Consider the following 25530-nt stretch of genomic DNA (forward strand, 5'->3'; position numbering starts at 1 on the left):
CTTTATTCAAAAATATATAAAATACGAGGGGGGTACTATATGATTAATCTTTCCAAGAAGAATGTAATAATACTAGGAACATGTCTTTTTATTACTATCTACTCTTTTATAACAGTAAATACTATAACTAGTTTTGCTTCAAAATCTAATCCGTCTTTTACAAAATCATACTCTGGTCTAGTAAATATAGATGGAAAAACCTATTATTATAGCAAAAAAACTGGAAAAAAACTTACTGGATATAGAGTTATAGATGGCAAAAAGTATTATTTTTCAACTACTTCTGGAGCTATGTTAAGTGGAATTAGATCTGTAACAATCAATGGCGAAAAGCATACTTATTATTTTTTAAAAAATGGGGATGTCTTTAAAAGCGGATTAAAAGAAATTGGTGATAAAAAATACTATTTTTCAAAAACTACTGGTAAAATGTTAACTGGTCTTAGAAAAGTAAATGATAATACTAGCTACTATTTCTTAAGCGATGGTAAAGTATTTAAAGGCGGATTAAAAGAAATCGGCGATAAAAAATACTATTTTTCAAAAACTACTGGTAAAATGTTAACTGGTTTTAGAACTGTGAATAATAAAAAATATTATTTTCATAGAGATGGTCACGCATTAAAAGACCAACTTGCTACTATAAATAATCAACTTTATTTATTTGAAAAAGATGGATCTATAGCTAAAGGTGCAAAAACAGTTAATAATTCAAAATATTACTTTGATTTAGATACAGGAGCTGCCATCTCAGGACTAAAAAAAAGAAACGATAAATTATATTATTACGATAAAGTGACTTATAAGGCAATTGTAGGTTTCAAAACTATAAATAATGATACATATTACTTCCATAATAAATATAATTATGCTTTAACTGGACTACAATCATTTGGAGATAAATTATATTATTTTAAAGAAGATAATTGTAAAATGTTAAAAAATGATACCATAACTTATGCGAATATTGAATTTACTTTTAACAATGCTGGAATATCTATTAAACAAAGTGTGTCTAAAGAATTTGAAAAAGATGCTCGAACTAAATTAATTTTTAATGGTTTAAAAAAATTAGGGGCTCCTTATGGTACATCTGACTGTGAATTTAGATGTAATACTTTTGTTGATTATTGCTATAAAACTGTAAACATAGATACTCTTCAAAACTTGACTTCTAGTAGACAAGCTAAATATCTATTAAGAAATAATAAAGATATACCTTTCGAAAAGTTAAAACCTGGTGATTTGATTTTCTACAATAGTGAAAATTGTGACTCAGTAGAGTCTAAAGGTTCTTGTGGTAGAGTTGAGATAATCAATAATATTCGACTACATGTTCATCATGTTGGTATATATATAGGTAAAGGCAAAATGTTAGATTCTACTCAAACTGTTTCAGAAGGTTTTGGACGTGTAAAAGTTACTGATTTTAATCCAGATACAACAAGTAAAACTTATTATCCTATCTTATATGCTAATATTTTAGATTAATTAAATTATATAACTTAATACAAATAAAAAACTTCTACAGTGCATACTTTATTTAAATGTAGAAGTTTTTTATTTGTCTCTTTCTCTAAATTAGCTTATATATCTCTGATTTAATAATATTTAGATTTATGAACACTTTCTTAATTTCTACAGGAGAATTTCCTAGGACATAAATTTTATCCGATAATAAAAGAGCTTCATCTATATCGTGTGTTACAAACAGTACAGTTCTTTTCTCTTTTTCTAATATTTTTTTAAAATTATTCATTATTATTTTTTTATTAATTACATCAATAGATTTGAAAGGCTCATCCATTATTACAATTTTTGATGGATAAATAAAAGCTCTTGCAATATTCACTCTTTGTCTAAGTCCTCCACTTAGCATTTGTGGATAGTAATTTTTGTACTCTTTTATCCCAACTAAATCTAGATATTTATCACATAGTTCATCTAATTTTTTTTTATTATAAAGTTTTTTTACTATAAGCTTTATATTCTCGCCTACTGTTAACCAGTCAATTAACCTATCATCTTGAAATATATAACTTACTCCATACTTTTCTATAGTTTCAAAATTTTCACTATCATTAGGTATAATACCACTAATTATATTTAATAATGTACTCTTACCACACCCTGATTTACCAATAATACAGTTAACTTCATTTTTATAAAAATTTATATCAAAATCCTTAAATATGATTTTTTCATTAAACTTTTTATTTATATTTTTAATTGATATGACTTCTTCTTTATTCATCGTCTCCATACAAAAGCTCTCCTTAACAATAATTTTTCAATAATATTTAATAATGATGAAATTATTACAATAATTATTATCCAAGCAAAAATAGCTGTAGTATTGAAGTTTACTTTTTCACTTTGTATCATTGCCCCTATGCCATATAAAGGTTGTCCATAAACCTCCCCTGCTATTACGATTTTAAATCCAAGAGATATAGTTGATGATAAAATTGATATTAATGAGAATTTTATAGCTGGTAAATATATTTTAATAATTTTATCTTTTCTACTAATTTTATATAATTCAGCCATTTCCAAAATACTTTTATCTATATTTTTCATAGACCCTAAGACTGCGTCATATAAAACAGGAAACACCATTATAAATACAACAATATAAGGTGCGCTTTCTTTATTAAACCAAATTAATGTTAAAACTATTAATACCATATTTGGAATAGATCTAGCTAAAGATGTTATTGGTGTTAGAAAGTTTTTGAACATATTAAAGCTATAAGAAATTATTGCCAATACAAAGGCTACAACTAAGGCTATAATAAAGCTTAGTATACATCTTGATATAGTTGAAAATATATCTAAAATAAATCTATCTTCTAATACAATTTCCTTTATACTGATAAAAACTTGTCCCAAGGTAGGTAAATATATCTCATTATTTATTTTTATAGCTATTATTTGCCATAAAAATAACAGGATAACACATGAAAGTGCTACCTGCATTTTATTTTTATCTTGAAATATTTTTATTTTTTTATTTGTGGTAAATTGACTCATCTGGAACTGCTCCCCCTACAGCTTCATTATTGTAGTTATATAGTATATAAAAAAATTCTTCATAATTCTTTTTAAATTCATTCACTGGTATAAATCTCAGATTACACCTTTCTATAGCTTTTGATAATACCTGTGGCTTTACAGGTATTTTAAACTCTTCTCCATAAGCTCCTGCTTGCAATGGGTTTGTATTTACAAAATCTATACTTTCTTTCATTTTTGATAAAAATTTGTTCACATACTCTTGGTTATCTTTAGCAAAATCTTTTCTAATTATTATACTAAACTGAGGATATCCTTCTGGTATGTTGAAAACTTCCTCATAAGCATCATTTGTTGAAGTTAAGATTTTTAATCCACTATGTTTGTATAGTAAAGTCGTTAAAGATGTTTCTGGTACAATACCCGTTTTCACCTTGCCTGATGCAAGTGCTGTAACAAGTTCTGGCTCAGTATCTGAGTATTTATAGTTTACCAAAGATTCATTCACATTATTTTCCTTCAATATAGATTTTACTGTATTATCTATCATGGAATTTTTCCCAATAATAGCTACTTCTTTATTTATTAATGTATGATTAAATCCTGTTATGCTTGGGTCTGTTGTAACTAAATAATATGACCCCTGACCTATACTTGCACTGATTTCATAGTTGGAATTTTTATTATAAGCTTTAGCTGCCATATCTGTTGGTATTAAAGCAATCTCATACTCTTCATTGTATAAAGCTTTTTCGACTTCTCCATCACTTCCAAATGTGTATGTTGTTTTATATCCTTTTTCTATTTGATCTTCTTCCTTTGCCAGCTTGCACATGCTTACTGATACAAGTCCGCTGGCACTTATTATTTTTATATCCTTAGATGAAAGATTTATGTTACATCCTGCTATGTTTACTCCTAAAATTATAGTGAGCATTAACGTTAAAATCTTCTTCAATGTATCACTCCTCAAAAACGTATTAAGCCTTATTTTCATAGTACTACAATTGGTAGTATTATTCAATAAGGCTTGTTTTAGTCATGATATTTAGTTTTATTATAAGTTATATTACTTAATTTATCTTTTTCCCTTCCGGTGAAAGTTTGTCTAATTGATTATTTAAATCTTCCGATAAAATATTTCCACCTGAGTTCCACTTTCCACTATATGCTTTACTGCTACATTGTACCATTTCCATAGTCACTTCTATTCCTACCTGTCTATCTTGATAGTCATTAACTTTATAACTTTCACTCTCATTATTTAAAACTAAAAATTTAATTCCTTTAATAAGATTTATTTCATTCATTTTACTATTAACTTTTCCAATATAATAATAATATTCACCTTCTTTATACCATTTGTTATCTGTTATAGAATCAGCTACCCCTTCTGTAATTAATTCTAAATTATTACTAGATAATTTAGAATCTTCTTTTCCCTCACTATTTTTCCAATAAGGCTTTACTTTTACCCTAAGTAAACTATCAGTAGTAGACGTAGGATTAATATTTATAGTCGATTTAACCTCGTCTCCTGGTACCATTCCTGTTGTATCAACATCTGCATCTTTAGTAATACTTCCTGTAATATCTCCATTTACACTTAGTGTATTAGCAACTTGATTATCTTCACTATCTCCATTCCAAAAATACCCAAATCCAAACGCTCCAAATGGCATTAATATACACACTAATATTATAGCTACTTTCCTCGTTTTTTTCTTACTCATATTAATCTCCTCCTAGTTAAAATTTAATTTTATTACTTCTTTCTTCTCAATAACTTTACTTTCTTCCTGTTTACTCCTATTATCAAATAAATCTTTCAAACCTATATTTCCCATATCCCATTCATACTTATATGCGAAATTATTTACCTGCACCGCTTCCATCACAATATCCATCCCCAATTCCCCACTCCCTAACATCATCTTATCTTCTTCACTCAAATTAATCTCCATACTTTCAACCATAGGCTTTTCCGTTCTATTTCCAATCTTCAATGGTTTAGTATAATAAACATAGTTATCCTCACCAACAAACCAACAATCCTCGTCTCCATAATTAATTTTAACTGATGAATTACTTAAGGTTGTCCCATTATTACCGTTATTATTGGGATAAACAAAAACAAAACCTCTCAGATAAACGTCACAGCTACCTTCATTATCAAAATTCAAATTTATATTTGCTAAATCATTATTCTTCTCTACTCTAATTTTTATCTCCAGGGCTTTATCTTCATAAAGAAAAATTTTCATAGCATAAAAAACATTCTCTCCATAAACAATAATAGAACAAAAAAATACTCCAATTATAACACTTAATAATAATTTCTTAACTTTATTTTTCCTCTTATTTTTTCTTTTATTAATCCTACTCATATTTATCACCTGTTTATAATAATTTCATCAATCTTCCTTTGTGTAAAATAATTATTTGGTTTTGTATTTGCATTTATTGTTATGGATTTTGTATTATAGCCTGAAGCGTTTTTTAGGACAAAATTCTGACTACTTACTGATTTGTAAGACAACGAATTTATCAATGACAATTCATACTCCTTGTCATAATCTAAATTCAACACAGTATATGGCTCATTACTTTTAACTTTTATATTTGCAGAATTATCTTCTCCCTTTAACTTTAAATAAAAATAATCTTCATCATTACCATTTACTGTAACTGTTAACCTACCTTCTATGAGATTTGCTTGTAGACGATTTGTGTTTGTATATTTATAAAAAATATGATCATTAAGATAATTTACTTGAAGTGTGTAATCATAATCTATTTGTTCTTTCAAAGCGTTATACTCTGTAACAGTATAAGCAAGTTTATTACTACTTATTGTTAGCTTATCACCTTTATCTAAATTTGATAATTCATTAATTGAGCAAGGTGTATTATCATCATTTACATATACATTAACATTATCTTTTATACTAGTATCATTATACTTACCAGTACTTTTGTTAAATTGAAAAACATCACGAATTTTTACACTACCCTCTTTTAGTTCTTTTATTAAATCTATACGAAGATCTAAATTACTATAATCATAACTACTACTTTCATTTATAATCTCCACATCAAATAATATTTTTTCATTATATGAAAACTTATAATCCGAGTTTATGTATAACTTCTTACCATTATCATTTATTGTATAGGGTTTAATATTCACATTGAATTTAGGATTTTCAATTAAAAATAATGTAATCTTGCTTATCCCACCATTGTAATTAAGAATACCTTCTCCCATCCTACCAAGTTGTCCTATTAATAATGATATTTTATAATCACTAATTTCTGGTTTTATGTATTGAGATACATCCCCCACCATCTTATAATAATTATCACTAATAGTTTTCGTTAAAATATTACAGTCAATATGTTTATTACGTGTATGTTGTGATAACTTATTATCCATCTCTTTGTTACAATATTTATTATTTTCCATAAGATTTACAAGGCTATAATTACCTATAACTTTATCTATCTTAAATTTATAAGGCTCTGATGATGCTCTGTAGTTTATATCGGTTATTTCACCATTAATAAAAATACTTAGGAGGTCACAAAAAGGCAGTATAAGTTGATCCCCTTCTTCACTTTCTATGCCTATGACAGGTTGTACTTTTTTTAACTTTATTGCTTCTAATTGCTCCTTATTTAATTTAAATTCCCCTTCTAGCATTCTCCATTCTATTGGTGCGACGCCATTTATATCGTATTTTAAAACTTCTACATAACATGGCCATGTTATAATTTTACTTCCCAAGTATCCCTCTCCCCAAGTTGGACTTTCCTCACTCCCAATCCAAGTTTTTATTGTATCATAGGTAAATGAATAAATTGGTTCAAAAGTTCTCACTCTCGTCCTTAGAACTTTATTTTCCTTAATTATATTCTTACTATCGTCATTTACCTGCTTTACTGTTCTCATTGACTTAGATGTGGAAGTATATAAATTAGTAAACTCCTCTATCTGATTCAAACTATCTTCAAAATTAATATTTCTAATATTGTCAAACCTCTCACTGTTAAGTTTCTTTTCCTCCCCCTTTATTTCATTAATTTCTCTCGTCTTAGTCCAGTTACCAATTTCAACTCTATCCACCCCCGTAGGAAGAGCATCACTTTTTTTTACATAAACTAAGTTCATCATTAATAAACACAAAACCACTACACTTATCTTTAGTAATTTCCTTATTATTATCACCTCCTGAATAATAGGCGTGCATGGTGTAAATATGTCCATGGAGGTCGTTACACTTTTTAAGCTAACACCACACACATACTAATTTATATTTAATAGATATGCCTAATATTACTTATTTTTTAATTATTTTCAAATTTTTTCACTTATCAATTTATGCAATTCAAAAGTATAGATTAATCAATTCTACAATCTTATTATAAATAAAAAGTGATAGATTCAGTCATATTAACTCATTAAGTCTATCACTTTTTTATGTTATTTAACTTTTATCATTTAAAGGATTTATAAATACTACATATTCTTAAGTTACTAGTAATATTCAACCTCTACAATTTTCCCAAGTTTAACTAAAATATTTTTCATTTCATTTAAAACATAAATTCTTGCACTTAAATCATCTGGAATGTCTAACATCATATTCTCAGGATTTATACACCTTCCTATTATCATTTTTATATGAATACAGTCTTCATATAACATTCTCGATAACAAAGTTGCCGCATCCTTCTTTTTATGTAAAAAACTATCATCATTAGTAGTTAATAATTTTCTTAATATTTCACATGCTTTTCTCAAAGTAAGAACTCCTTCGGTTACCAAATCTATTCCTTCTATATATCCTCGCGGCGGTACATTTTCATCAATGATTTCTGTACTAGATTTATACTCTACATTCAACTCTCTGGCTACAATATGTGCTGTAGTTCCACCACATACTATTTTCTTACCTGCACTTCCCATAATTTTATATACTACTTCTTTGTCTTTATTTTTATTTATAGGTGGACCAGAAAATAAAACTGCCTTACTATCATGACTTACTTTTATAGTTGCTACAGTAGTATCATCTCCTGGCTCAAAGAAATAAAGTTGATTACAAACTCCAAGAAGATTATTTGTTATAGCTTTTGCATTCATATTTTCATTAGTAAATTTCAATAGATGTTTTGCAATATCTTTCCATTGCCAAGAATAGTTTAAAGTTTGTCTTCCTCCTGCAAATTCTACACCATCACTAACCATAACTATTCTATCTCTTTCTGCTAGTTGTATCTTGCATTCCCTTACCTTTTTATTATGAATAATTCTCTCATTCCAATCCAAAGATAGTATTTTTTCCCTCCTCATAAAAAATACTGTAGGATTATCAAATTCAACAATATAAGCTATACCATCCTTAGCCACTTTCACCATCGTAAAAGTAGAATAGGCTATTTTATTTTGGGCACAAATAGGTAAGGTCTGGCTAACAGTATCAACTACATCTTCTATTTTCATTCCCTCTTTTAACATGGTAAGAGCTATTTTTGAAGTAAGAGTTGCTAAAATATTTGCCTTTACACCACTACCCATTCCATCTGAAAGTACTGCAATAAACTGATCATCATCAGCATAAAACTCCACCATATCTCCGCATAGTTCTTCCCCAAATTTCAATAAACTCCCATAGGCAAAATCTATATAATACTTCATTATCTCTGACCCTCTTCCTCAATAAGTTTTTTTAACTTAGTCAAGGTAACCTTCGTTTCTGCTGTTGTTTCTCCAAGAAGACTTGCAATTTCTTGAGCCACCATCATTTGCTTATTGATAACATCTTGAGCCATATTTATAGAATTTATCTTCATTTTCTGTAATTCTTTTTCCTTCTTTTCTTCTTTAGTAATATTATTAGCTATCCATATATAAATCTGATTTTCCTCTAACCATATAATATTCTGCTCTAATACACCATCATAATCATAAAGTTCTATTTTATCTCTAATAATATTTTTTCTTGTATCTCTTACTTGCTGAAATTTATCTTCATCTAAATACATGATAACTGGTACTCCCCTTGCCTCATCATTACTAACTTGGAAGAAGTTTTGTGCTGCTGGGTTAAACTCTACTATACATAAGTCCTTGTCCACTATTCCAATTAAATTAGGTGTAGCCGATATAATTACATTTGCTTTATTCTCTGCCTTTTGTCTCACATAAGGAAGGCACATACTTGTATCTGCATACCCATTAAACACTGCTTTTGCTTTATCTCTACATGTTTTATATCCACAAGCTTTACAGTTAATTTCGTCCATTCTTGCAAATTTACCCATGGATTTTAAAATTTCCCTAAGCTCAACTTCACTTGGTTCTTTTAAAGGAATATATTTTGATTCAAAATTTCTTTGTAAGTCTACTTTTGATAGTATTTCATCATAAGAATTATCTGTTTTATCACTATATAATTTTTCACATTTTTTACTATAGCATTCTATATTCTTTCTTCTTTCATATGAACTAGCTCCATCGTCTACAATTCCAGATCCTCTAAGGCAACCACTTTCACAGAAATTCATATCAAATATTACATTACTCACTCTATTATTTAAAATTGCATTTATAGTCTTTATGCAATCATTTGATCCATCTACAGATACTACTTCTTTATTTTTAGTTGAATCAAAAAAATAATCTGTATTTTCAGATACAAATGGAAAAACCCTATTATAATGACTAATAGCATCAAATGAACTTTCTTCGAAATCCTCAAAAGAGATATTCTCTTGTTGAATCCATCTTTGAAGTTCCTCCAATGTAATCACAGCATCCACACTATTTTCAAATCTAGATTCATCTTTTTTCCCAAGGCAAGGTCCTATAAATACAACCTTTGCGCCTTCACCATATTTTTTCTTTATAATTCTTCCATGACAAGCAAATGCTGATATTACTGGTATTAAATTTTCAATTAAATCTGGATAATGTTTTTCTACTAAGTTGATTATGGATGGACAGAGAGTTGTTATATAGTTTTTATCATCATCTTTATTAATATATTTAAAATATTCATCAATTATAGGTTGGGCTGCTACTAAAGTTTCTTCTACATAAGAAAATCCTAAGTGTTTTAATACACTAGGTATTTTATGACTATTTTCTCCAAAAACTGCTGCAAAACTAGGAGCTATAGATGCTACTACTACTTCTTTATTATTTATGTAATGTTTTACAACTGGTACCTCTGATTTACTTAATCTATTTTTTTGTGGACATGCTCTATAGCATTCATCACAAACTATACATCTTTCTTCTATAATTCTTGCTTGTTCATTTTTTATTTCTATAGCATTAACTGGACATACTCTTATACAAGCATAACAGTTTTTACAATTCTTCTTGCTAAAATTATCAAACCACATACGTACTCCCCCCCTTGATTAATAGTAGTCTAAAATCTTTACTAAAATTATAGCAAACATATATATATGTTTTCATCTATTAAATCATAATCACTTTCAATTTAGAGTTATAATTATATTTTGTCATACAAAACACCCCAATCATTAGATTTTTGGTCCAACAATTGGGGTGCAATACATACTTTCTATAGTATTAAGTTCTTTTTATATAAATCATATTTTATTATAATAATTCAAGATATCCTGATGGATGGAAGAAGTATATTGATCCAGTATCTTTATCTACTAAGTAAGCCATGTCAGTTTCTATATTTGGTAAAAACACATATCCTCTTATTCCTTTTTCTTTCATTGTTTCAAAAGTATTTTCATCACCTTGATATGTATAAGTAAAATCAACTTTTTCAACGTCTTTTATATATTTATTTAAAACTGCTTCAGCTTCTGATTTTGTCATTCCACTTTGAACTTCTTCTTTTTCTTTATCATCTTTTACAACTGCTTCATCAGCTGGTTTAGTAGATTCTTCTTTTTTACTTTCTTCTTTCTTATCGTCTACTTTTACTTCTTCTTTTGCAGGTTCTTTATTTTCTACAACTGTAGTTTCAACTTTAACTGGTTTAGTAGTATTTTCACTTTGTGTTGTTTTATCTTCATTATCTTTTATTACGTGTGTATTTTCAGTATTTGTAGTTTGCTCAACTTTTACTGGTTTTGTATTTACTTGTTCATCTTTTTGTGAGATTGCATTTGCAATTGGAGTTATTAATAATGCTCCACTTAATAATAATGTTATCGCTATAATTCCTTTTTTCATTTTTCAACACTTCCTTGTAATTTATTTTAAGATTTCTTAGTTTCTGTCTTTTTTCTTTTGTTTATATTATTATAATATCATTACCCCTTGAAAAATTACAGTTACACACTTGTTACTTTGAATTACAAAATAGTAACATAGATAATTACAAGAATGTTACCAAATTTCAATATTATGTAAAATTCGCTCACTTTATATCTCCAAGAAGATATATTAGCCATATATTTTATATCCAAATTTAATAAAATAAAACCCCTTAGACAATCCAAGGGGGTTTTTGTTACAATTCATCATCTTTTTCAATTCCAAAAGATACATTATATATATTTTTTTCTTTTATTTTTCCACTATATAAAATTGCATTATTCTTTTCATTTATAACATAAATATAGTAATCTATATCTGAAGAGCTATTATCATAACCTAAATAATCATCATATTTATAATTACCTATTATAAAGTATGTTTTATTATTATCTCGCCTCATTTCTAATATATCTGTACTGTACTCATCTTTAACTTTTAAATCTATTTCATTTGCACTCACTATTTTTTTATTATTAAGATTTACTAATAAAGTATTTATTTTTTTACTTATTGGATCTGCATCACAACAAAGTAAAACTTCATCATTATCAATATAATAATTGGTTATATTTTTATTCCCAACTCCTAAGTTCATAATATTTATATCTTTAGTAATAATATTAAAACCAAACAAACATGTATTTATTACTTTGCTTTTTTCATCCTTTATCTTAACACCAAAGTATGCAACATTATCCCTTACAAATCCAACATCACCATCAATATACATTTCACTAGGTTCATATGATTTAGTTAATATACACTTAGATTGTTGTGATGATAAATTTAATTTAAATAAACTTAAGTAAGTTTGCTTATACATATCAACTTCATTATCCAATGATTTATTTTCTTCTATATTGTCATCTTTATAGACTGATGAAATAATAGCCAAATAAATATTATCCTTATCCCTTATTGGTAAGGCCTGATAAATACTTGCTCCATTTGCGTCAATACTATCATCTATGGGAATCTCATAATTTTTAATTTTTGAGCTTTTTTTATTTTTTATATCAATATATACTTTCATTTCATCACCATTATAAGGTGAATAAGTACTTAAAAGAGATACACTTGCAATCTCATCCTCTGTTTCACATATACTATTTTTATCATTTGAAAATTTTAATAATTCTCTGTTATCAACATTTTCTTTTGATATGGAAAAGTTTGTAACACCTTCTTTTACATATTTTTTAATTTTTTCATCATCTTTAGAAATAATAATATTATCTGCTTCATACATTCCTTTTCTCTTTTGATAAACAATATTCATATTTCCAAGAGCACTTCTATCCCCAGATATATCTTCTATATCTAAATCATCCTCTACAATAAAGTTTAAGGAGAAAATAATTAATATCATAGCTAATGATACCGTAATTAAAAATATTTTTGAAAAGCTTTTATCCATAATATCCCCCTTAAATATGTATTTTTTTATTTAATAAGTTATAAGAAATAATAAGAGATAAAACTCCTGTAACTATATAGTATAGTATATGATTTCTTAATAGTTCATCTGTAAATATCATAGAGATACTTGAAATATATAAATACATAAATATAACTATTGCCATATAAAATAAGCCTAAAAACCCACCTATCTTGTCAAAAGATTTATGAATTAATACTCCAGTAAACAAAACTATAACTGCTAAAATTGGGCTAAATACATAATACATAAGAATTTCCAATGGATAAATAGATATCCCCATAGATAAAAAACTTTTTAAGCTATTATAATTTATAATATAAATAATTTCACTAATATTAATACTTGTAATACTTTTCATTATGAGTATCTCTAGAATCCACAATATATGCTGTGTTGCTAATACACCATATATAAATGATAGTACTATTAATAACTTCGATAAAAATATATTAAACTTATTACAAGGAAGAGTGAACAAAGTATAAGCCACCGTTGTCTTACTTGAAAAGTCTTTATACCAAGTTAGTAAGGTATAATATAAACACCATATAAGCCCTAAAATCATAAAAAAGAACGATAAACTATATAATGAGTAAATAAATCCTCCATTTTTTATAATCATATATACCTCTTCTGATTTAAGTAGACCTAATCCACCTCTTATATTCAATATTCTTTGAACTTCTTTTGCTACCAAATTTAAATTGTAAATAAACCAAATAAGATTACTTATAATAATTAAGCTTAAGATAGAGAAATAAACCTTTTTAATTCTTTTAAACTCTATCTCATAGAGCATTAAGATCTTACTCACCCCTATATACCTCCCTCATCTTATCTATAATAGACTTATTTTCATTCTGTCTAACTTCTTCCACATTGAAGTTAAATGCTACTTTCCCATCATGAAGTATTATTACCTCTTCTACTATTTCTTCTATCTCAGCAATTTCATGAGTGGTTATTATAATACTTTGATTAGGAGAAATATATTCAACCATAGCTTTAATAAACTCTTCTCTTTTAAAAATATCTATACCAGAAAAAGGTTCATCTAGTAAAATATATTTGGCATTTTGTGCAAATCCAAGAATAATCTTAACCCTGGCTCTATTTCCTTTTGATAAATTACTTATCATCTGATCATCAGTAAGATTGAAAATTTTCAGCATATTATATGCTTTTTCTTCGTCCCAATTTATATAAAATTCTTTCATAAATGCCAAACTTTCTTTTATAGTTAGATGTGGAAAGTAAGTATCTACATCAGGTATAAATGCTATTTTATTATATAATTTATGGTTAATTTCTTCACCATCTATAAGGATTTTCCCCTTATCTGGTCTAATTACTCCAGCTATAGATTTTAATATGGTTGATTTACCTACTCCATTTATTCCAAATATGCCTATGATTTTTCCTTCTTTTATTTGAAAAGACACATCATCCAATGCATGTACTTTTCCATATTTTTTACTCAAATTTATTATATCTATCATTTACAAAACTCCCTCTAAAATATTTAACCTACTAGAATTTAGATTCCTAACCTTTATTTCGTAGATATGAATTAATATAATCTATTGGGCGATATACTTTTCCTTTTTTGTAGGGCAAAACAGAATCTATCTTTATACCTCCTGTAGGATATGGATTCCTACTAGCTGAGTTAATTACTTTTCCTTTACCAATATACATAACTACATGTCTAGTTGTAAAAATAAGGTCTCCTGGTTGAATATTTTTCATTTGAACTTTATAATCCTTTAGTACTTCTTTTTGTTCAGTTGTAGAATATCCAATATTTACGTTTGTTACAGTTTTGTACGTCCAATAAGTAAGTCCCGAACAATCAAATCCTTGTTTTCCTATATAATCTTTTTTATCTAAAGGATAGTAACTTTCTCCATAATAACTTATAAGTTCTTCTAATCTTTCTTTAGTTATTATTTCTCCCTTACCACCCCAAGTATATTCCTGGCCTTCTTTTTCTTTTGCTAGAGAGATAACTTCATCTACTATTTTTAAATCTTCTTCACTCATATTTTTAGTTTCTTGTTCATATTTTTCATTTAGTTGTTGTATATATTTTTCTTTTAAAAACTTATACCCATATACTCCCATAAGTACAACTAATATTAATATTAAAAGTTTCTTTAAAAATTTTTTTATAGCTATTAACTCCCTTCATATTTACGATTATAAAATCATAACTTCTTTATTTCATTATCACACTAAAACTTCTGTATTTCAACTTACAAATCTGTCATATAGAGAAGGCTATCTCCTATATATTAGACGCATAAAAGTCGTAAAAAGTTTCATTTATTTTTATAAAATTTTATCTAATTTAAATCTATATCATTTATTTTTCACATAAAAAGGTTGAAGTATAATTAATACTCCATCTTTTTGAAAAAATACATCAATAAAAATAAATTCATATAAAAAGTGGCCTAAATTTCAGCCACTTTCTTTCACATATACTTATTTATTTGGAACTACTATATCACCACTTATTATTTTTTCCACTTTTTTATTAACGTAATCTATTACATCTTGTGGAACATTTTTATCAGTTGATGGTGCAAGTCCTATACCTTCTTCTTTTAAACCAAATACTAAAGTTTTTCCGCCTGCAAATGTGCCATCTTTTAAAGTTTTAACTACGCTATATACACCTTCATTTACTTTTTTCATTGCTGAAGTAAGTATATTGTCTGGTGCAATATCATATTGGTCTCTATCAACACCTATAGCATATTTTCCAGTTTCTTTAGCACATTCAAGTACTCCTAAACCACTATCTCCTGCACATGCAAATATTATATCTGCACCATTATTGTACATCTGTGTAGCTATTGATTTACCTTTTGCTTGATCAGCAAATGAGTTAACATATTGAGATAAAACTTTTGCATCTGGATTAGCTTCTTTCACACCAGCTTCATATCCAATTTGGAATTTTCTGATTACAACATTATCCATTCCGCCAACAAATCCAACTTTATTGGTTTTAGTCATTTTTCCTGCAACTAAACCTGCTACATATCCTGATTGTTCCTCATTAAATGATATACAAGTAACGTTGTCAGGTGTTTCATCTCCATAATCTACGTCAACTATAGCAAACTTTTGATCTGGATAATGTTTAGCTGCATCAAGTAATGCTTGTTGCATTGGAAATCCTGTTGCAAGGATTAAATCATTATCTCCATCTACTGCTTGTTCTAAATTTGTTACATAATCCGCTTCTTGTTTTGATTCTATATAACTTGCTTTAATTCCTAAGTCTTTTTGTGCCTTTTCAAGCCCTTCCCAAGCACTTTGGTTGAAACTACCATCTGTAACTCCACCAACACTTGTAACCATTGTAACTTTTAATGCATCATTATTAGTTGCATTATCTTTATTTCCTCCACACCCTACTAATGAAGATGCTGTCATTATAAGTACCGTTATTAAGCATACAATTTTTTTCAATGTTATTTTATCCTCCTATGTGATATAATACTTTTCTCTTAGCTTAACTATAGTATCAAAAAATTATTACTAGATATTATGGTATATGACATATTTTTTGATTTTTTTGAGTATATAAACATGATAAAACTAAATGATAAAAGTAAATTAAGTTATTATATAAAAAAATTTCAAATTAATGAAATTTTTACCGAAAATATAGAACACCATATGGAGCTTCATTATTTTAAGAAAGGTTCTCATGTTTGTATAAAGGAAAATACCTTAGATTATTTTTACTTCTTTGTAAAAGGTAGAGCAAAGGTATATATATCGACACCAAACGGAAAGTCTCTACTTATTAGATTTTACTCTCCAGTTCAAGTAATTTGGGACGTAGAAGTAACTTGTGATGAAAATGCTAATTGCAATATCCAAGTGATTTGAATCCTGAGGATAAGGTGATTACAGATAATTTCACACAATTATCAGAACTACTTGGAGCAAATTACAGACATTTTTTAAGAATAGTAGATAAACTTTGCTCAAAAAATACTATTAAAAAGGAAAAACAATCTTTGGTAATCTTAGATAGGTCAGCTCTAAGTGAGATTGCTGTAGATTTATATAATTAAAAAGCATGTTGAGTATTCAACATGCTTTTTAATTTAGTATGAAACTATTTTTACCATTTTTCTTCGCTTTATATAATAAAGTATCTGCTTCTTTATAATTTTCAATATATGTTTTTTTTATGTCTATCTTATTAATCCCAACACTTATAGTTAACGGTGGATTATAATTTAAATTCTCTAATTCTTTAAAAATATCATCAAACATAAATTTAATATCTTTTTTATTCAATCTGACAATCCCTGCGAATTCATCTCCTCCAGTTCTATAAAACCTTCCTTTGTTAGCATTATTAAATATTTGACCTAATTTTTCTAAATATTTATCCCCTTTTAAGTGCCCATAGTTATTATTTAGATCTTTTAAATTATCTATATCTATAAGAGCTAAATAAAAACCGTATCCACTATACTTTAATATTCTATCCATATCATTAATAAATTTTCTTCTATTAAATAAACCTGTTAATACATCCGTTTCAGCTCTTTTATTAGCATTTATTTCTTCAGTTATATCTCTACCTATACATAAAATACCATCTTCGATTTTTTCCATTGATACATTAAAATGTCTTTTATTATAAGATATAACTTGCTTAGAGTATCCTTTTTCCAGTGTATTTATACATCCTTTTATTAGCCCTTTATACAATGATTCATCAATATGTTTTTGTCTCAATAATTCTTCATCATTTTTATTTATTAATTTATTTTTTTCACAATTAAATAATTCGGCACAACTTTGATTTACATATTTATATTTTAGGTTACTATCTTTAAAAAACATTATATCCTTAGACTTATCCATCATTCTCGATAAAAAATTTATTTCTTCATATAAATTACATAAGTCAGTAAATTCTAAAATTATAAAATCACACATATATGATATTTTCAAAGATATATTAATATATTCGCCTTCTGAATTAAACTTAAGGTTTTCTAGATCTTGATTATCACTTGTTTGTTTTAATTGTTTTATTGCATTACTTAAAATACATTCTTCGCATTTAGAAGTTTGTTGACAATATGAATTTTCAACAATAGTATTATTACATTTAATATAATTACCTAGTAATTGATTTATATCTGATGAGAAAAATTCTCTTACCTTTTTATTTGCATATAATACTACTAAGTCTTTATTTAGTACTATCAATCCATTGGATTGCTCATCTATTAGTCTCGATAAAATAACTTCCTCCATTTTTGTCCCCTTTGTATAATTCTTTATAATATGATTATACTATATATTTAAATAAAACTTATCTATATTATATATATGTTTTACAAAAACTATAAGAGATCATATTATAATATATAACAAAAAATCCCTCAACACAATTTTTGTATCATGGGATTTTTTAATTTATTAATCATTTAATTCTTTTACAAGTCTAAGTAAATCAAGGAATATATTTATAAAATCAAGATATAAATTTAAAACATGAATTGATAAATCATCTCTATCATTTATTCCTCCGTATTCTATCTCTGCTTTTATTAAACTTACATCATACAAGATATAACCAGAGAAAATTACAATACCGAATATACTTATTATTATGTTATACATACTTCCACTTATAAATATGTTTATTACCGACATTATTAGTAAAACAATTAGTGCAATAAACAATGAGGGGCCAAATCTTAAGAACTTTCCACTTTCACTCCTATTTGCTACAAAAGCAAGTCCTCCAAATATAGCCGATGTTGCTAACAATATGCTTATTACCATATCAGTTCCCATACTACCTACATAGTATCTTATGATTGGTGACATTAATATTCCATCTATAAATGTAAACAGATAAACAAAATTCATAGAAAACCTTCTTGGTATTATGCTTTTTCTAGAGAATAAAGCCATTATCAATAATCCAATCATTAATACTACTACCAACGTATTTGCCATATAAATAAAGCTAGTTGGTAAAAATAATCCAAATAAATATCCTATAAACATAAATACTATAGATATTGATAAGTATTTAAAAACTTGTGACATTGGGTTGTACATACTTTTTAACATAGTATTTCTCCTTCCAATCCTTGTTATTAGTTAATGAATAATTATACATATATTTTAATCCTATGTCTATATAGTTAAATATATTTTAAGATTTATTTATGTATTGTTTTATCTTTACATGAAAAATTATATAATATATCATATATATATTATATAATTTATACAAAATCTTACTAAAGAAAGGACTAAAACAATAAATGGAATTTAATTTAAACATCTATGAGACCATGGCTTTAGTTTCCATTGTGTTTTATATTGGTAAATATATTAGAAATAAATTTTCTATACTTTCAAAATATTGCATCCCTCCTTCTGTAGTCGGTGGATTTATATTTGCAATATTAATTCTTATATTAAAAGTTACAGATATCGCTACTATAAACTTAGATACAACGTTACAAGAAATTTTCATGACAACATTTTTTACAAGTATAGGATTTACTGCCAGCTTTAAAATATTAAAACAAGGTGGTATTAAAGTTATTACCTTCCTTGGACTTGCAATTTTACTTGTTGTATTACAAAATGTAGTTGGTGTAACACTTGCATCATTATTTAACTTGCAGCCATTGCTTGGTCTTTGCACTGCGTCCATACCTATGATAGGTGGTCATGGTACTGCTGGATCTTTCGGTCCATTACTTGAAAGTATGGGTATAACTGGTGCTACAACAGTGTCTATAGCTTCAGCTACATTTGGATTAATTATGGGTAGTATAATTGGGGGATTAGTTGCTAGAAACCTTATTCACAACCATAAAATAAAAACAGTTCATGATGAAAACTCTAAAGTTCCTCCAAAAGAAGTCGGAGATTTTAACGAGGAAAATCAAAATATTTTATGCTTAAAGAAACTTATGACTGGTGCATCTTTCTTATTTATTGCGATGGGACTTGGTTCTATAATTTCTGACTTTATACAAAACTCAGGATTAACTTTCCCTTCATATATAGGAGCAATGATTGCTGCTGCCATAATAAGAAATATATATGACCTTGCAGGAAAAGAAATCACAGAAAAAGAAATTGAAACTTTAGGTTCACTTAGTTTATCATTCTTTTTAACCATGGCCCTAATGGGACTAAAACTTTGGCAATTATTTGACTTAGCTTTACCTCTTATTGTTATGTTAATTGCTCAAGTAATCCTTGTTGGGTGCTTTGCTTATATCATAACTTATAGAGTTATGGGTAAAAACTACGAAGCAGTTGTATTTGCATCTGCAACTTGTGGATTTGGAATGGGAGCTACTCCAAATGCAATAGCAAATATGGATGAGTTAACTAACCGATATGGATTTGTTCATACTCCATATTTTGTTGTTCCAATAATAGGATGTTTATTTATAGACTTTGTAAATTCTGCTATTATTACAATGTTTATAAACTTTATAGGATAGTTATAAATGGGTTAGTATATATGCGAGGCACACTTAATAAAACTCACAACAATTTTGCTGTGAGTTTTATATTTATTTTAAGCCAAATATTTTTCCCTGAAAATTTCCAATTTCTTCTCACTGACACCCAAATCATTAATTATATATTCTACATATGAAGAATAGCTTTCCTTTATTTTATCTAAAGTAATCATTAAATACTCTCTTTTTACCATAAATACACCTTTTATTATTTCAATTACCTGTTCATCATCTATAAATTTAATAAAAAGCTCTGTTCATTTTTAATACATATATAATTTTTTAAGCATAAAAATAGCAGTTATACCAATAGGTATCGCTACTATTTTTATAATCTATCTTTTAGTTCTTTTTTTGCCTTTTGAGTTAGAGTTTCTATTCTCTCTAGTATTAGTATTTCTACTATCTTTGCTATTAGAATTTCTTCTATCAGTACTCTTATTGTTTCTTCCACCTTTAGAATTTCTATCATTTGATTTACTATTCTTTTTATTTTTATCAAATTGTCTGTTTAGTGCCCCTCTAGCCTCTCTAGGTTTTATTAAACATCTTGGCCCAAATCCTATTAAATCTTCTCTACCTGCTTCAACCAATGCTGCATGAACTAAATCATAATTTCTTGGTGCAGAATATTGAAGTAAAGCTCTTTGCATTGCTTTTTCACGTTTAGATTTTGGTACATAAACTTCTTTCATAGTTCTTGGATCTAATCCTGTGTAGAACATTGTTGTTGATGATGTTCCTGGTGTTGGGTAGAAATCTTGAACTTGCTCTGGTTGATATTTAATATCTCTTAAATATTCTGCTAGCTCTATGGCACTATTTAATGTAGAACCTGGATGTGAAGACATTAAGTATGGTATTAAATATTGTTTTAATCCTACTTGTTCATTCATAGCAAAGAATTTTTGTCTAAATCTTTCGTAAGTATCTCCAGCAGGTTTTTGCATGTAGTAAAGCACCTCTTCTGCTACGTGCTCTGGAGCAACTTTTAATTGTCCACTTACGTGATGTTTAACTAGTTCTCTCATAAATGTATTATCTTTGTCAGCCATTACATAATCATATCTGATACCTGAACGTACGAAAGCTTTTTTAACTCCTGGTATTTGTCTAACTTTTCTAAGAAGACTGATAAAATCTGTATGATCAACATTTAAGTTTTTACATGGTGACGGATCTAGACACTGTCTATGTTTACATCCACCTTTACCTTCTGTAATTTGTTTTTTACAAGCTTCTTGTCTGAAGTTTGCTGTAGGTCCTCCCACATCATGTATATATCCTTTGAAGTCCGGTAAATGTGTAATTTCCTTAGCTTCTTCTAGTATTGATTCATGACTTCTACTTTGTACAGCTCTACCTTGGTGGAAAGTTATAGCGCAGAACGAACAACTTCCGAAACATCCTCTAGAACTTACTATTGAGAATTTTACTTCGTTCAATGCCGGTATACCACCCTTTGCTTCGTAAGAAGGATGATAGTTTTTAGTATATGGAAGTGCATATACCTCATCTAATTCTTCTCTATTTAGAGGTGGTTCTGGTTTATTTTGAACCATAAATTTATTTCCATGAGGTTGAACTACAGCCTTACCTCTAAATGGATCTTGTTCAGCTTCTTGTATTTTAAAAGCCTCTGCAAATTTTACTTTATCTTTTTTTATTTCTTCAAATGAAGGTGTTAACACATAATCTACATACACTTCATCTAAGCTGTCAGCCATATAACAAGTTCCGTCTATGAAGCTTATATATTTAGGATCAAATCCATCATTTATAGCATCTGCAACTCTTACTATTTGTCTTTCACTCATTCCGTAAACCAATAGATCAGCACCACTATCTACTAATATAGATTTTCTTACTTGATCACTCCAGTAATCATAGTGAGCAAATCTTCTAAGAGATGCCTCTATCCCCCCTATTACTAGTGGAATATCTCCATATGCTTCTCTTATTCTATTACAATAAACTATTGTAGCTCTATCTGGTCTATGACCCATTTCTCCACCTGGTGAGTAAAGGTCCTTATCTCTTTGTCTTTTACTAACAGAGTAATGGTTAACCATAGGGTCCATATTTCCTCCATTAACTAAGAATCCAAGTCTTGGTTTTCCAAGTTTCATAAAATCTTCAGTTGTTTTCCAGTTAGGTTGAGCAATTATTCCTACTTTATATCCAGCGTGTTCTAACACCCTTGATATAATGGCTGTCCCAAAACTGTGATGGTCAACATAAGCATCTCCCGTAACAATTATAAAGTCACACTGGTCCCATCCTCTTTCAATCATATCTTCTTTACAAATTGGTAAAAATTTATTTTCCATTTTATCACCTGCTCAATCTATATTTAAAATTCACTTCGTTCATATTGCCAACGATGTGCCTTTGCTTAGCTTCAGACAAATACGTTGCTTAAAATTCGTTTCGCTCAAGATTTTTATTTTCTTATCTTTAATTATTAACTCTGATTAACTATTATATCACAAAGATAATAACATTTTTTAAAGTAATTAAATTTTATATTATATTTTGTTGCCTTCTTTATGTTAAATTTGTATATTTTTGTTAATTTTCTTTAAATTAACATTACACACTTTTAACACAAATTTATACCCTAATTGGACTATAATAAATCAAAGAAATATTTAACATATCATTTTTCTTATACAGTTTCTTTTACTATAATTTAGGAGGGAATTTTATGGAAAACATAGTTAGTAGTATTAACTCCGTAGTTTGGAGTGTCGCACTTGTATGGACTTGTCTTGGCGTTGGTATTTATTTTAGCATTAGAACTAGATTTTCACAGATTAGAAATATTAAGGAAATGGTTGCTTTATTATTTAGTGGACAAAAATCTGAAAAGGGCATTTCTTCTTTCCAAGGATTTTGTACAGCACTTGCTGGTCGTATAGGAACTGGTAATATCGCCGGCGTTGCTACAGCTATAGCCTGGGGAGGTCCTGGAGCACTATTTTGGATGTGGCTTGCAGCATTCCTTGGCGCAGGATCAGCTTTTGCTGAATCAACTTTGGGTCAATTGTATAAAGAAGAACATGAAGGTGAATATCGTGGTGGACCTGCTTATTATATAGAAAAAGGATTTGGAAGTACTAAATTCTCCAAAATATATGGTTGTACTTTTGCAGTAGTTACACTTATCGCCATAGGTATATTACTTCCTGGTGTTCAAGCTAACTCAATAGCTATATCTGTAAATAATGCTTTTGGTCTTAATGTAAGCATTACAGCTATCATATTAGTAGTTATTCTTGCTCTTATAATTTTCGGTGGAATAAAAAGAATTGGTTCGGCTGCAGAATATATCGTTCCTTTTATGGGAGGCGCATATATATTAATGGCACTTATAATTATCGCAGTTAATATAGCTGACTTACCAAACGTATTAGTATTAATATTCAAGTCTGCATTTGGTGCAGAAGCAACATTTGGTGGTATAATTGGCTCTACAATAGCTTGGGGTGTAAAACGTAGTGTATACTCAAATGAAGCTGGTCAAGGTACTGGACCACAAGCTTCTTCAGCTGCTGAAGTTTCTCACCCTGCAAAACAAGGTTTCGTTCAAGCATTTTCAGTTTATGTTGACACATTATTCGTTTGCTCAGCTACTGGATTTATGATTATGATGACTGGCTGCTACAACACTTATTATGAAGCTTCAGGTAAAGTAATCGTTGAAAATATGCCTAAGTTGGGTATTCCAGAAATAGGCCCAGCTTATACTCAAAACGCTGTAGATACTTTAGTCCCTGGATTTGGTTCTGCCTTCGTTGCTGTAGCATTATTCTTCTTTGCATTTACTACTTTGATGGCCTATTACTATATAGCAGAAGTTAACTTAACTTATTTAGTTAAAAAATTCAAAAAAGGCCAAGGAAGCAAAACTGCAATTAATGTTCTAAGATTTACAATCCTTGCTATGACTGCATTTGGATGTATTAAGAGTGCAGGTCTTGCATGGGCAATGGGTGACATAGGTGTTGGACTTATGGCTTGGCTAAACTTAGTTGCTATAGTTCTTTTATCTAATACAGTTATTAAGTGTTTTAAAGATTATGAAAGACAAATGAAACTTGGAATTCCTAGGGATAATATAACATTTGACCCTACTCCACTTGGTATAAAAGGTGCTACATTCTGGGAGGAAAGAGTTACAAGTGGTGAAAATAACCCTCAATCTTAATTTGTAATTAATCAATGATTTGATAGTAAAATAAAACCCTAAAAAATGTACCAGAAAAAGAGCTAAGGCCGCTTAGCTCTTTTTCGCGTAAAAAAATATATTTAAGGTTGTTTAAATGAACATGGTAAATTTACTACACATTTACCACAGACTTCACTTCCTCCTTTTGGATTTCCAATTTTATATTTATTATTGCCATATAATTTTTCATACTTATTAAAACTTTTCATACAAGTTTCATAACATTTAAATCTATCATAATTATTCTCGTTTAATGCCCCACTAAAACAGCGTTTTACACATACTAAGCAACTTCCACTTCTTTTATATAAACAATTTTCTTCTTCTAATGGTTTATCTGGACTTACAGGTAAATTTGTAACTATAGTAAAATATCTTCCACAACATCCCTCTTCAGTAATTAACATATTATTAATACCAAAAGTTCCCAATCCCGCTACTCTAGCTATATGCCTATGAGACCATTTACTTTTTAATATATCTTTTTTAAAATTACCTGCTTCCTTGCATACTTCTGCCTTATAGCCCATCTCTTCTATTCTTTTAATAACATGATTATTTAACTTAATAAACATTTCGTTAGTTTCTTGATAAGCTAAAGTCCATTTTTCTGATGCTAAATCTCCATCTATATTGGAGTCTGCTATATCTTTAGTAAAAGGAACAAAATAAGCAATAATAATAGTGGGATCTTCTAATACATCAGTTGGCATTAAATGTTCTTCAAAAGTACAATCTCTTATATGCATAATATCTTCATGATTAGCATCAGCAAAACCAACTAATGGTAATCTCCAACTTGTACTTATGTCGTCTCTTTTTTCATATTCTTTTACAAAATCTACTATATAGTTCTTAATTAAATCTTTCATAGAATCTTCCCCCTTATTCTATTAAAATATATACTTTTTTATGCGCTACAATCTCATTAGATCACATCTAAAAAAGCACCTTTTTTCAAAGATGCTATAATATC

At 28.1% G+C, this 25530-nt stretch carries 24 protein-coding genes; 5 read left to right on the forward strand and 19 right to left on the reverse strand.

Annotated features, from left to right (window positions below):
* The first annotated feature begins 39 nt into the window (after nucleotides 1-39).
* Complete coding sequence (locus QX51_RS04635) at nucleotides 40-1491, forward strand: NlpC/P60 family protein (protein WP_039678734.1); 1452 nt, start codon at nucleotides 40-42, stop codon at nucleotides 1489-1491.
* Nucleotides 1492-1576: 85 nt separating this feature from the next.
* On the opposite strand, the gene QX51_RS04640 is transcribed toward QX51_RS04635, so the two are convergent.
* The 14 genes from QX51_RS04640 to QX51_RS04705 all read right to left on the reverse strand — a co-directional run bounded on the left by QX51_RS04640 (nucleotide 1577) and on the right by QX51_RS04705 (nucleotide 16256).
* Complete coding sequence (locus QX51_RS04640) at nucleotides 1577-2263, reverse strand: ABC transporter ATP-binding protein (RefSeq protein ID WP_139045053.1); 687 nt, start codon at nucleotides 2261-2263, stop codon at nucleotides 1577-1579.
* A complete protein-coding gene (locus QX51_RS04645) occupies nucleotides 2251-3033 on the reverse strand; it encodes an ABC transporter permease (protein ID WP_052232876.1) in 783 nt (260 codons plus the stop codon). The genes QX51_RS04640 and QX51_RS04645 overlap by 13 nt, the downstream gene beginning before the upstream one ends.
* Nucleotides 3011-3973 (reverse strand): ABC transporter substrate-binding protein, encoded by a 963-nt coding sequence (locus QX51_RS04650; protein ID WP_052232877.1) that lies wholly within the window; start codon nucleotides 3971-3973, stop codon nucleotides 3011-3013. The genes QX51_RS04645 and QX51_RS04650 overlap by 23 nt, the downstream gene beginning before the upstream one ends.
* A 115-nt stretch (nucleotides 3974-4088) precedes the next feature.
* The gene (locus tag QX51_RS04655; RefSeq protein WP_039678735.1) at nucleotides 4089-4748 is read right to left on the reverse strand and encodes a hypothetical protein; all 660 of its coding nucleotides are present in this window, start codon (nucleotides 4746-4748) and stop codon (nucleotides 4089-4091) included.
* Between the two features lie 12 nt (nucleotides 4749-4760).
* Entirely contained in the window at nucleotides 4761-5402 is a 642-nt protein-coding gene (locus tag QX51_RS04660) for a hypothetical protein (protein ID WP_039678736.1), read from the reverse strand.
* A 5-nt stretch (nucleotides 5403-5407) separates the two neighbouring features.
* Complete coding sequence (locus QX51_RS04665) at nucleotides 5408-7186, reverse strand: hypothetical protein (RefSeq protein WP_152607210.1); 1779 nt, start codon at nucleotides 7184-7186, stop codon at nucleotides 5408-5410.
* A 366-nt stretch (nucleotides 7187-7552) separates the two neighbouring features.
* A complete protein-coding gene (locus QX51_RS04670; RefSeq protein ID WP_039678738.1) occupies nucleotides 7553-8716 on the reverse strand; it encodes a SpoIIE family protein phosphatase in 1164 nt (387 codons plus the stop codon).
* Nucleotides 8716-10428, reverse strand: a complete 1713-nt coding sequence (locus QX51_RS04675) for a [Fe-Fe] hydrogenase large subunit C-terminal domain-containing protein (protein WP_039678739.1) — start codon at nucleotides 10426-10428, stop codon at nucleotides 8716-8718. The genes QX51_RS04670 and QX51_RS04675 overlap by 1 nt, the downstream gene beginning before the upstream one ends.
* A 223-nt stretch (nucleotides 10429-10651) precedes the next feature.
* A complete protein-coding gene (locus QX51_RS19350) occupies nucleotides 10652-11245 on the reverse strand; it encodes a hypothetical protein (RefSeq protein WP_052232878.1) in 594 nt (197 codons plus the stop codon).
* A gap of 280 nt (nucleotides 11246-11525) precedes the next feature.
* On the reverse strand, nucleotides 11526-12749 hold the full coding sequence (locus QX51_RS04685; protein ID WP_039678740.1) for a hypothetical protein: 1224 nt from the start codon (nucleotides 12747-12749) through the stop codon (nucleotides 11526-11528).
* Nucleotides 12750-12759: 10 nt separating this feature from the next.
* Nucleotides 12760-13587, reverse strand: coding sequence for a hypothetical protein (locus QX51_RS04690; protein WP_039678741.1), 828 nt, complete (start codon nucleotides 13585-13587; stop codon nucleotides 12760-12762).
* A complete protein-coding gene (locus QX51_RS04695; RefSeq protein WP_039678742.1) occupies nucleotides 13580-14272 on the reverse strand; it encodes an ATP-binding cassette domain-containing protein in 693 nt (230 codons plus the stop codon). Before QX51_RS04695 ends, QX51_RS04690 begins: the two co-directional genes overlap by 8 nt.
* Nucleotides 14273-14318: 46 nt before the next feature.
* A complete protein-coding gene (locus QX51_RS04700; RefSeq protein WP_242842692.1) occupies nucleotides 14319-14897 on the reverse strand; it encodes a C40 family peptidase in 579 nt (192 codons plus the stop codon).
* Between the two features lie 363 nt (nucleotides 14898-15260).
* On the reverse strand, nucleotides 15261-16256 hold the full coding sequence (locus QX51_RS04705) for a BMP family lipoprotein (protein ID WP_302466944.1): 996 nt from the start codon (nucleotides 16254-16256) through the stop codon (nucleotides 15261-15263).
* Between the two features lie 120 nt (nucleotides 16257-16376).
* Between QX51_RS04705 and QX51_RS04710 the strand changes: the two genes are divergently transcribed.
* Both QX51_RS04710 and QX51_RS20300 read left to right on the forward strand, forming a co-directional pair.
* A complete protein-coding gene (locus QX51_RS04710) occupies nucleotides 16377-16682 on the forward strand; it encodes a cyclic nucleotide-binding domain-containing protein (RefSeq protein ID WP_039678782.1) in 306 nt (101 codons plus the stop codon).
* Entirely contained in the window at nucleotides 16661-16870 is a 210-nt protein-coding gene (locus tag QX51_RS20300; protein WP_139045056.1) for a hypothetical protein, read from the forward strand. Before QX51_RS04710 ends, QX51_RS20300 begins: the two co-directional genes overlap by 22 nt.
* A gap of 28 nt (nucleotides 16871-16898) precedes the next feature.
* On the opposite strand, the gene QX51_RS04715 is transcribed toward QX51_RS20300, so the two are convergent.
* Both QX51_RS04715 and QX51_RS04720 read right to left on the reverse strand, forming a co-directional pair.
* Nucleotides 16899-18074 carry a sensor domain-containing diguanylate cyclase gene (locus tag QX51_RS04715; protein WP_039678745.1) on the reverse strand — a complete coding sequence of 392 codons (1176 nt, stop codon included), beginning with the start codon at nucleotides 18072-18074 and terminating at the stop codon, nucleotides 16899-16901.
* A 165-nt stretch (nucleotides 18075-18239) separates the two neighbouring features.
* Nucleotides 18240-18902: a Bax inhibitor-1/YccA family protein gene (locus QX51_RS04720; protein WP_039678746.1), complete on the reverse strand. Its 663-nt coding sequence runs from the start codon at nucleotides 18900-18902 to the stop codon at nucleotides 18240-18242.
* Nucleotides 18903-19099: 197 nt separating this feature from the next.
* Between QX51_RS04720 and gltS the strand changes: the two genes are divergently transcribed.
* Nucleotides 19100-20302 carry a sodium/glutamate symporter gene (gene gltS, locus QX51_RS04725; protein ID WP_039678747.1) on the forward strand — a complete coding sequence of 401 codons (1203 nt, stop codon included), beginning with the start codon at nucleotides 19100-19102 and terminating at the stop codon, nucleotides 20300-20302.
* A 77-nt stretch (nucleotides 20303-20379) separates the two neighbouring features.
* Here gltS and QX51_RS19860 read toward each other — a convergent pair whose 3' ends face one another.
* Nucleotides 20380-20568 (reverse strand): tyrosine-protein phosphatase, encoded by a 189-nt coding sequence (locus QX51_RS19860; protein WP_320649308.1) that lies wholly within the window; start codon nucleotides 20566-20568, stop codon nucleotides 20380-20382.
* A gap of 90 nt (nucleotides 20569-20658) precedes the next feature.
* Complete coding sequence (locus QX51_RS04730) at nucleotides 20659-22653, reverse strand: YgiQ family radical SAM protein (RefSeq protein WP_039678748.1); 1995 nt, start codon at nucleotides 22651-22653, stop codon at nucleotides 20659-20661.
* 377 nt (nucleotides 22654-23030) lie between these two features.
* Here QX51_RS04730 and QX51_RS04735 point away from each other — a divergent pair, with 377 nt between their 5' ends.
* Nucleotides 23031-24533: an alanine/glycine:cation symporter family protein gene (locus QX51_RS04735; RefSeq protein WP_039678749.1), complete on the forward strand. Its 1503-nt coding sequence runs from the start codon at nucleotides 23031-23033 to the stop codon at nucleotides 24531-24533.
* A 101-nt stretch (nucleotides 24534-24634) separates the two neighbouring features.
* Here QX51_RS04735 and QX51_RS04740 read toward each other — a convergent pair whose 3' ends face one another.
* Complete coding sequence (locus QX51_RS04740) at nucleotides 24635-25426, reverse strand: epoxyqueuosine reductase (RefSeq protein ID WP_039678750.1); 792 nt, start codon at nucleotides 25424-25426, stop codon at nucleotides 24635-24637.
* Nucleotides 25427-25530 lie beyond the last annotated feature (104 nt).

This window comes from Terrisporobacter othiniensis, assembly GCF_000808015.1.
In the GTDB taxonomy this organism is placed as follows: domain Bacteria; phylum Bacillota; class Clostridia; order Peptostreptococcales; family Peptostreptococcaceae; genus Terrisporobacter; species Terrisporobacter muris.

What these genes read in the sequence shown, in the direction of transcription:
- QX51_RS04635 (WP_039678734.1), top strand. Translation starts at nt 40, where the DNA reads ATGATTAATCTTTCCAAGAAGAATGTAATAATACTAGGAACATGTCTT.
- QX51_RS04640 (WP_139045053.1), bottom strand. Translation starts at nt 2,263, where the DNA reads ATGGAGACGATGAATAAAGAAGAAGTCATATCAATTAAAAATATAAAT.
- QX51_RS04645 (WP_052232876.1), bottom strand. Translation starts at nt 3,033, where the DNA reads ATGAGTCAATTTACCACAAATAAAAAAATAAAAATATTTCAAGATAAA.
- QX51_RS04655 (WP_039678735.1), bottom strand. Translation starts at nt 4,748, where the DNA reads ATGAGTAAGAAAAAAACGAGGAAAGTAGCTATAATATTAGTGTGTATA.
- QX51_RS04660 (WP_039678736.1), bottom strand. Translation starts at nt 5,402, where the DNA reads ATGAGTAGGATTAATAAAAGAAAAAATAAGAGGAAAAATAAAGTTAAG.
- QX51_RS04665 (WP_152607210.1), bottom strand. Translation starts at nt 7,186, where the DNA reads ATGAACTTAGTTTATGTAAAAAAAAGTGATGCTCTTCCTACGGGGGTG.
- QX51_RS04670 (WP_039678738.1), bottom strand. Translation starts at nt 8,716, where the DNA reads ATGAAGTATTATATAGATTTTGCCTATGGGAGTTTATTGAAATTTGGG.
- QX51_RS04675 (WP_039678739.1), bottom strand. Translation starts at nt 10,428, where the DNA reads ATGTGGTTTGATAATTTTAGCAAGAAGAATTGTAAAAACTGTTATGCT.
- QX51_RS19350 (WP_052232878.1), bottom strand. Translation starts at nt 11,245, where the DNA reads ATGAAAAAAGGAATTATAGCGATAACATTATTATTAAGTGGAGCATTA.
- QX51_RS04685 (WP_039678740.1), bottom strand. Translation starts at nt 12,749, where the DNA reads ATGGATAAAAGCTTTTCAAAAATATTTTTAATTACGGTATCATTAGCT.
- QX51_RS04695 (WP_039678742.1), bottom strand. Translation starts at nt 14,272, where the DNA reads ATGATAGATATAATAAATTTGAGTAAAAAATATGGAAAAGTACATGCA.
- QX51_RS04700 (WP_242842692.1), bottom strand. Translation starts at nt 14,897, where the DNA reads ATGGGAGTATATGGGTATAAGTTTTTAAAAGAAAAATATATACAACAA.
- QX51_RS04710 (WP_039678782.1), top strand. Translation starts at nt 16,377, where the DNA reads ATGATAAAACTAAATGATAAAAGTAAATTAAGTTATTATATAAAAAAA.
- QX51_RS04715 (WP_039678745.1), bottom strand. Translation starts at nt 18,074, where the DNA reads ATGGAGGAAGTTATTTTATCGAGACTAATAGATGAGCAATCCAATGGA.
- QX51_RS04720 (WP_039678746.1), bottom strand. Translation starts at nt 18,902, where the DNA reads ATGTTAAAAAGTATGTACAACCCAATGTCACAAGTTTTTAAATACTTA.
- gltS (WP_039678747.1), top strand. Translation starts at nt 19,100, where the DNA reads ATGGAATTTAATTTAAACATCTATGAGACCATGGCTTTAGTTTCCATT.
- QX51_RS04730 (WP_039678748.1), bottom strand. Translation starts at nt 22,653, where the DNA reads ATGGAAAATAAATTTTTACCAATTTGTAAAGAAGATATGATTGAAAGA.
- QX51_RS04735 (WP_039678749.1), top strand. Translation starts at nt 23,031, where the DNA reads ATGGAAAACATAGTTAGTAGTATTAACTCCGTAGTTTGGAGTGTCGCA.
- QX51_RS04740 (WP_039678750.1), bottom strand. Translation starts at nt 25,426, where the DNA reads ATGAAAGATTTAATTAAGAACTATATAGTAGATTTTGTAAAAGAATAT.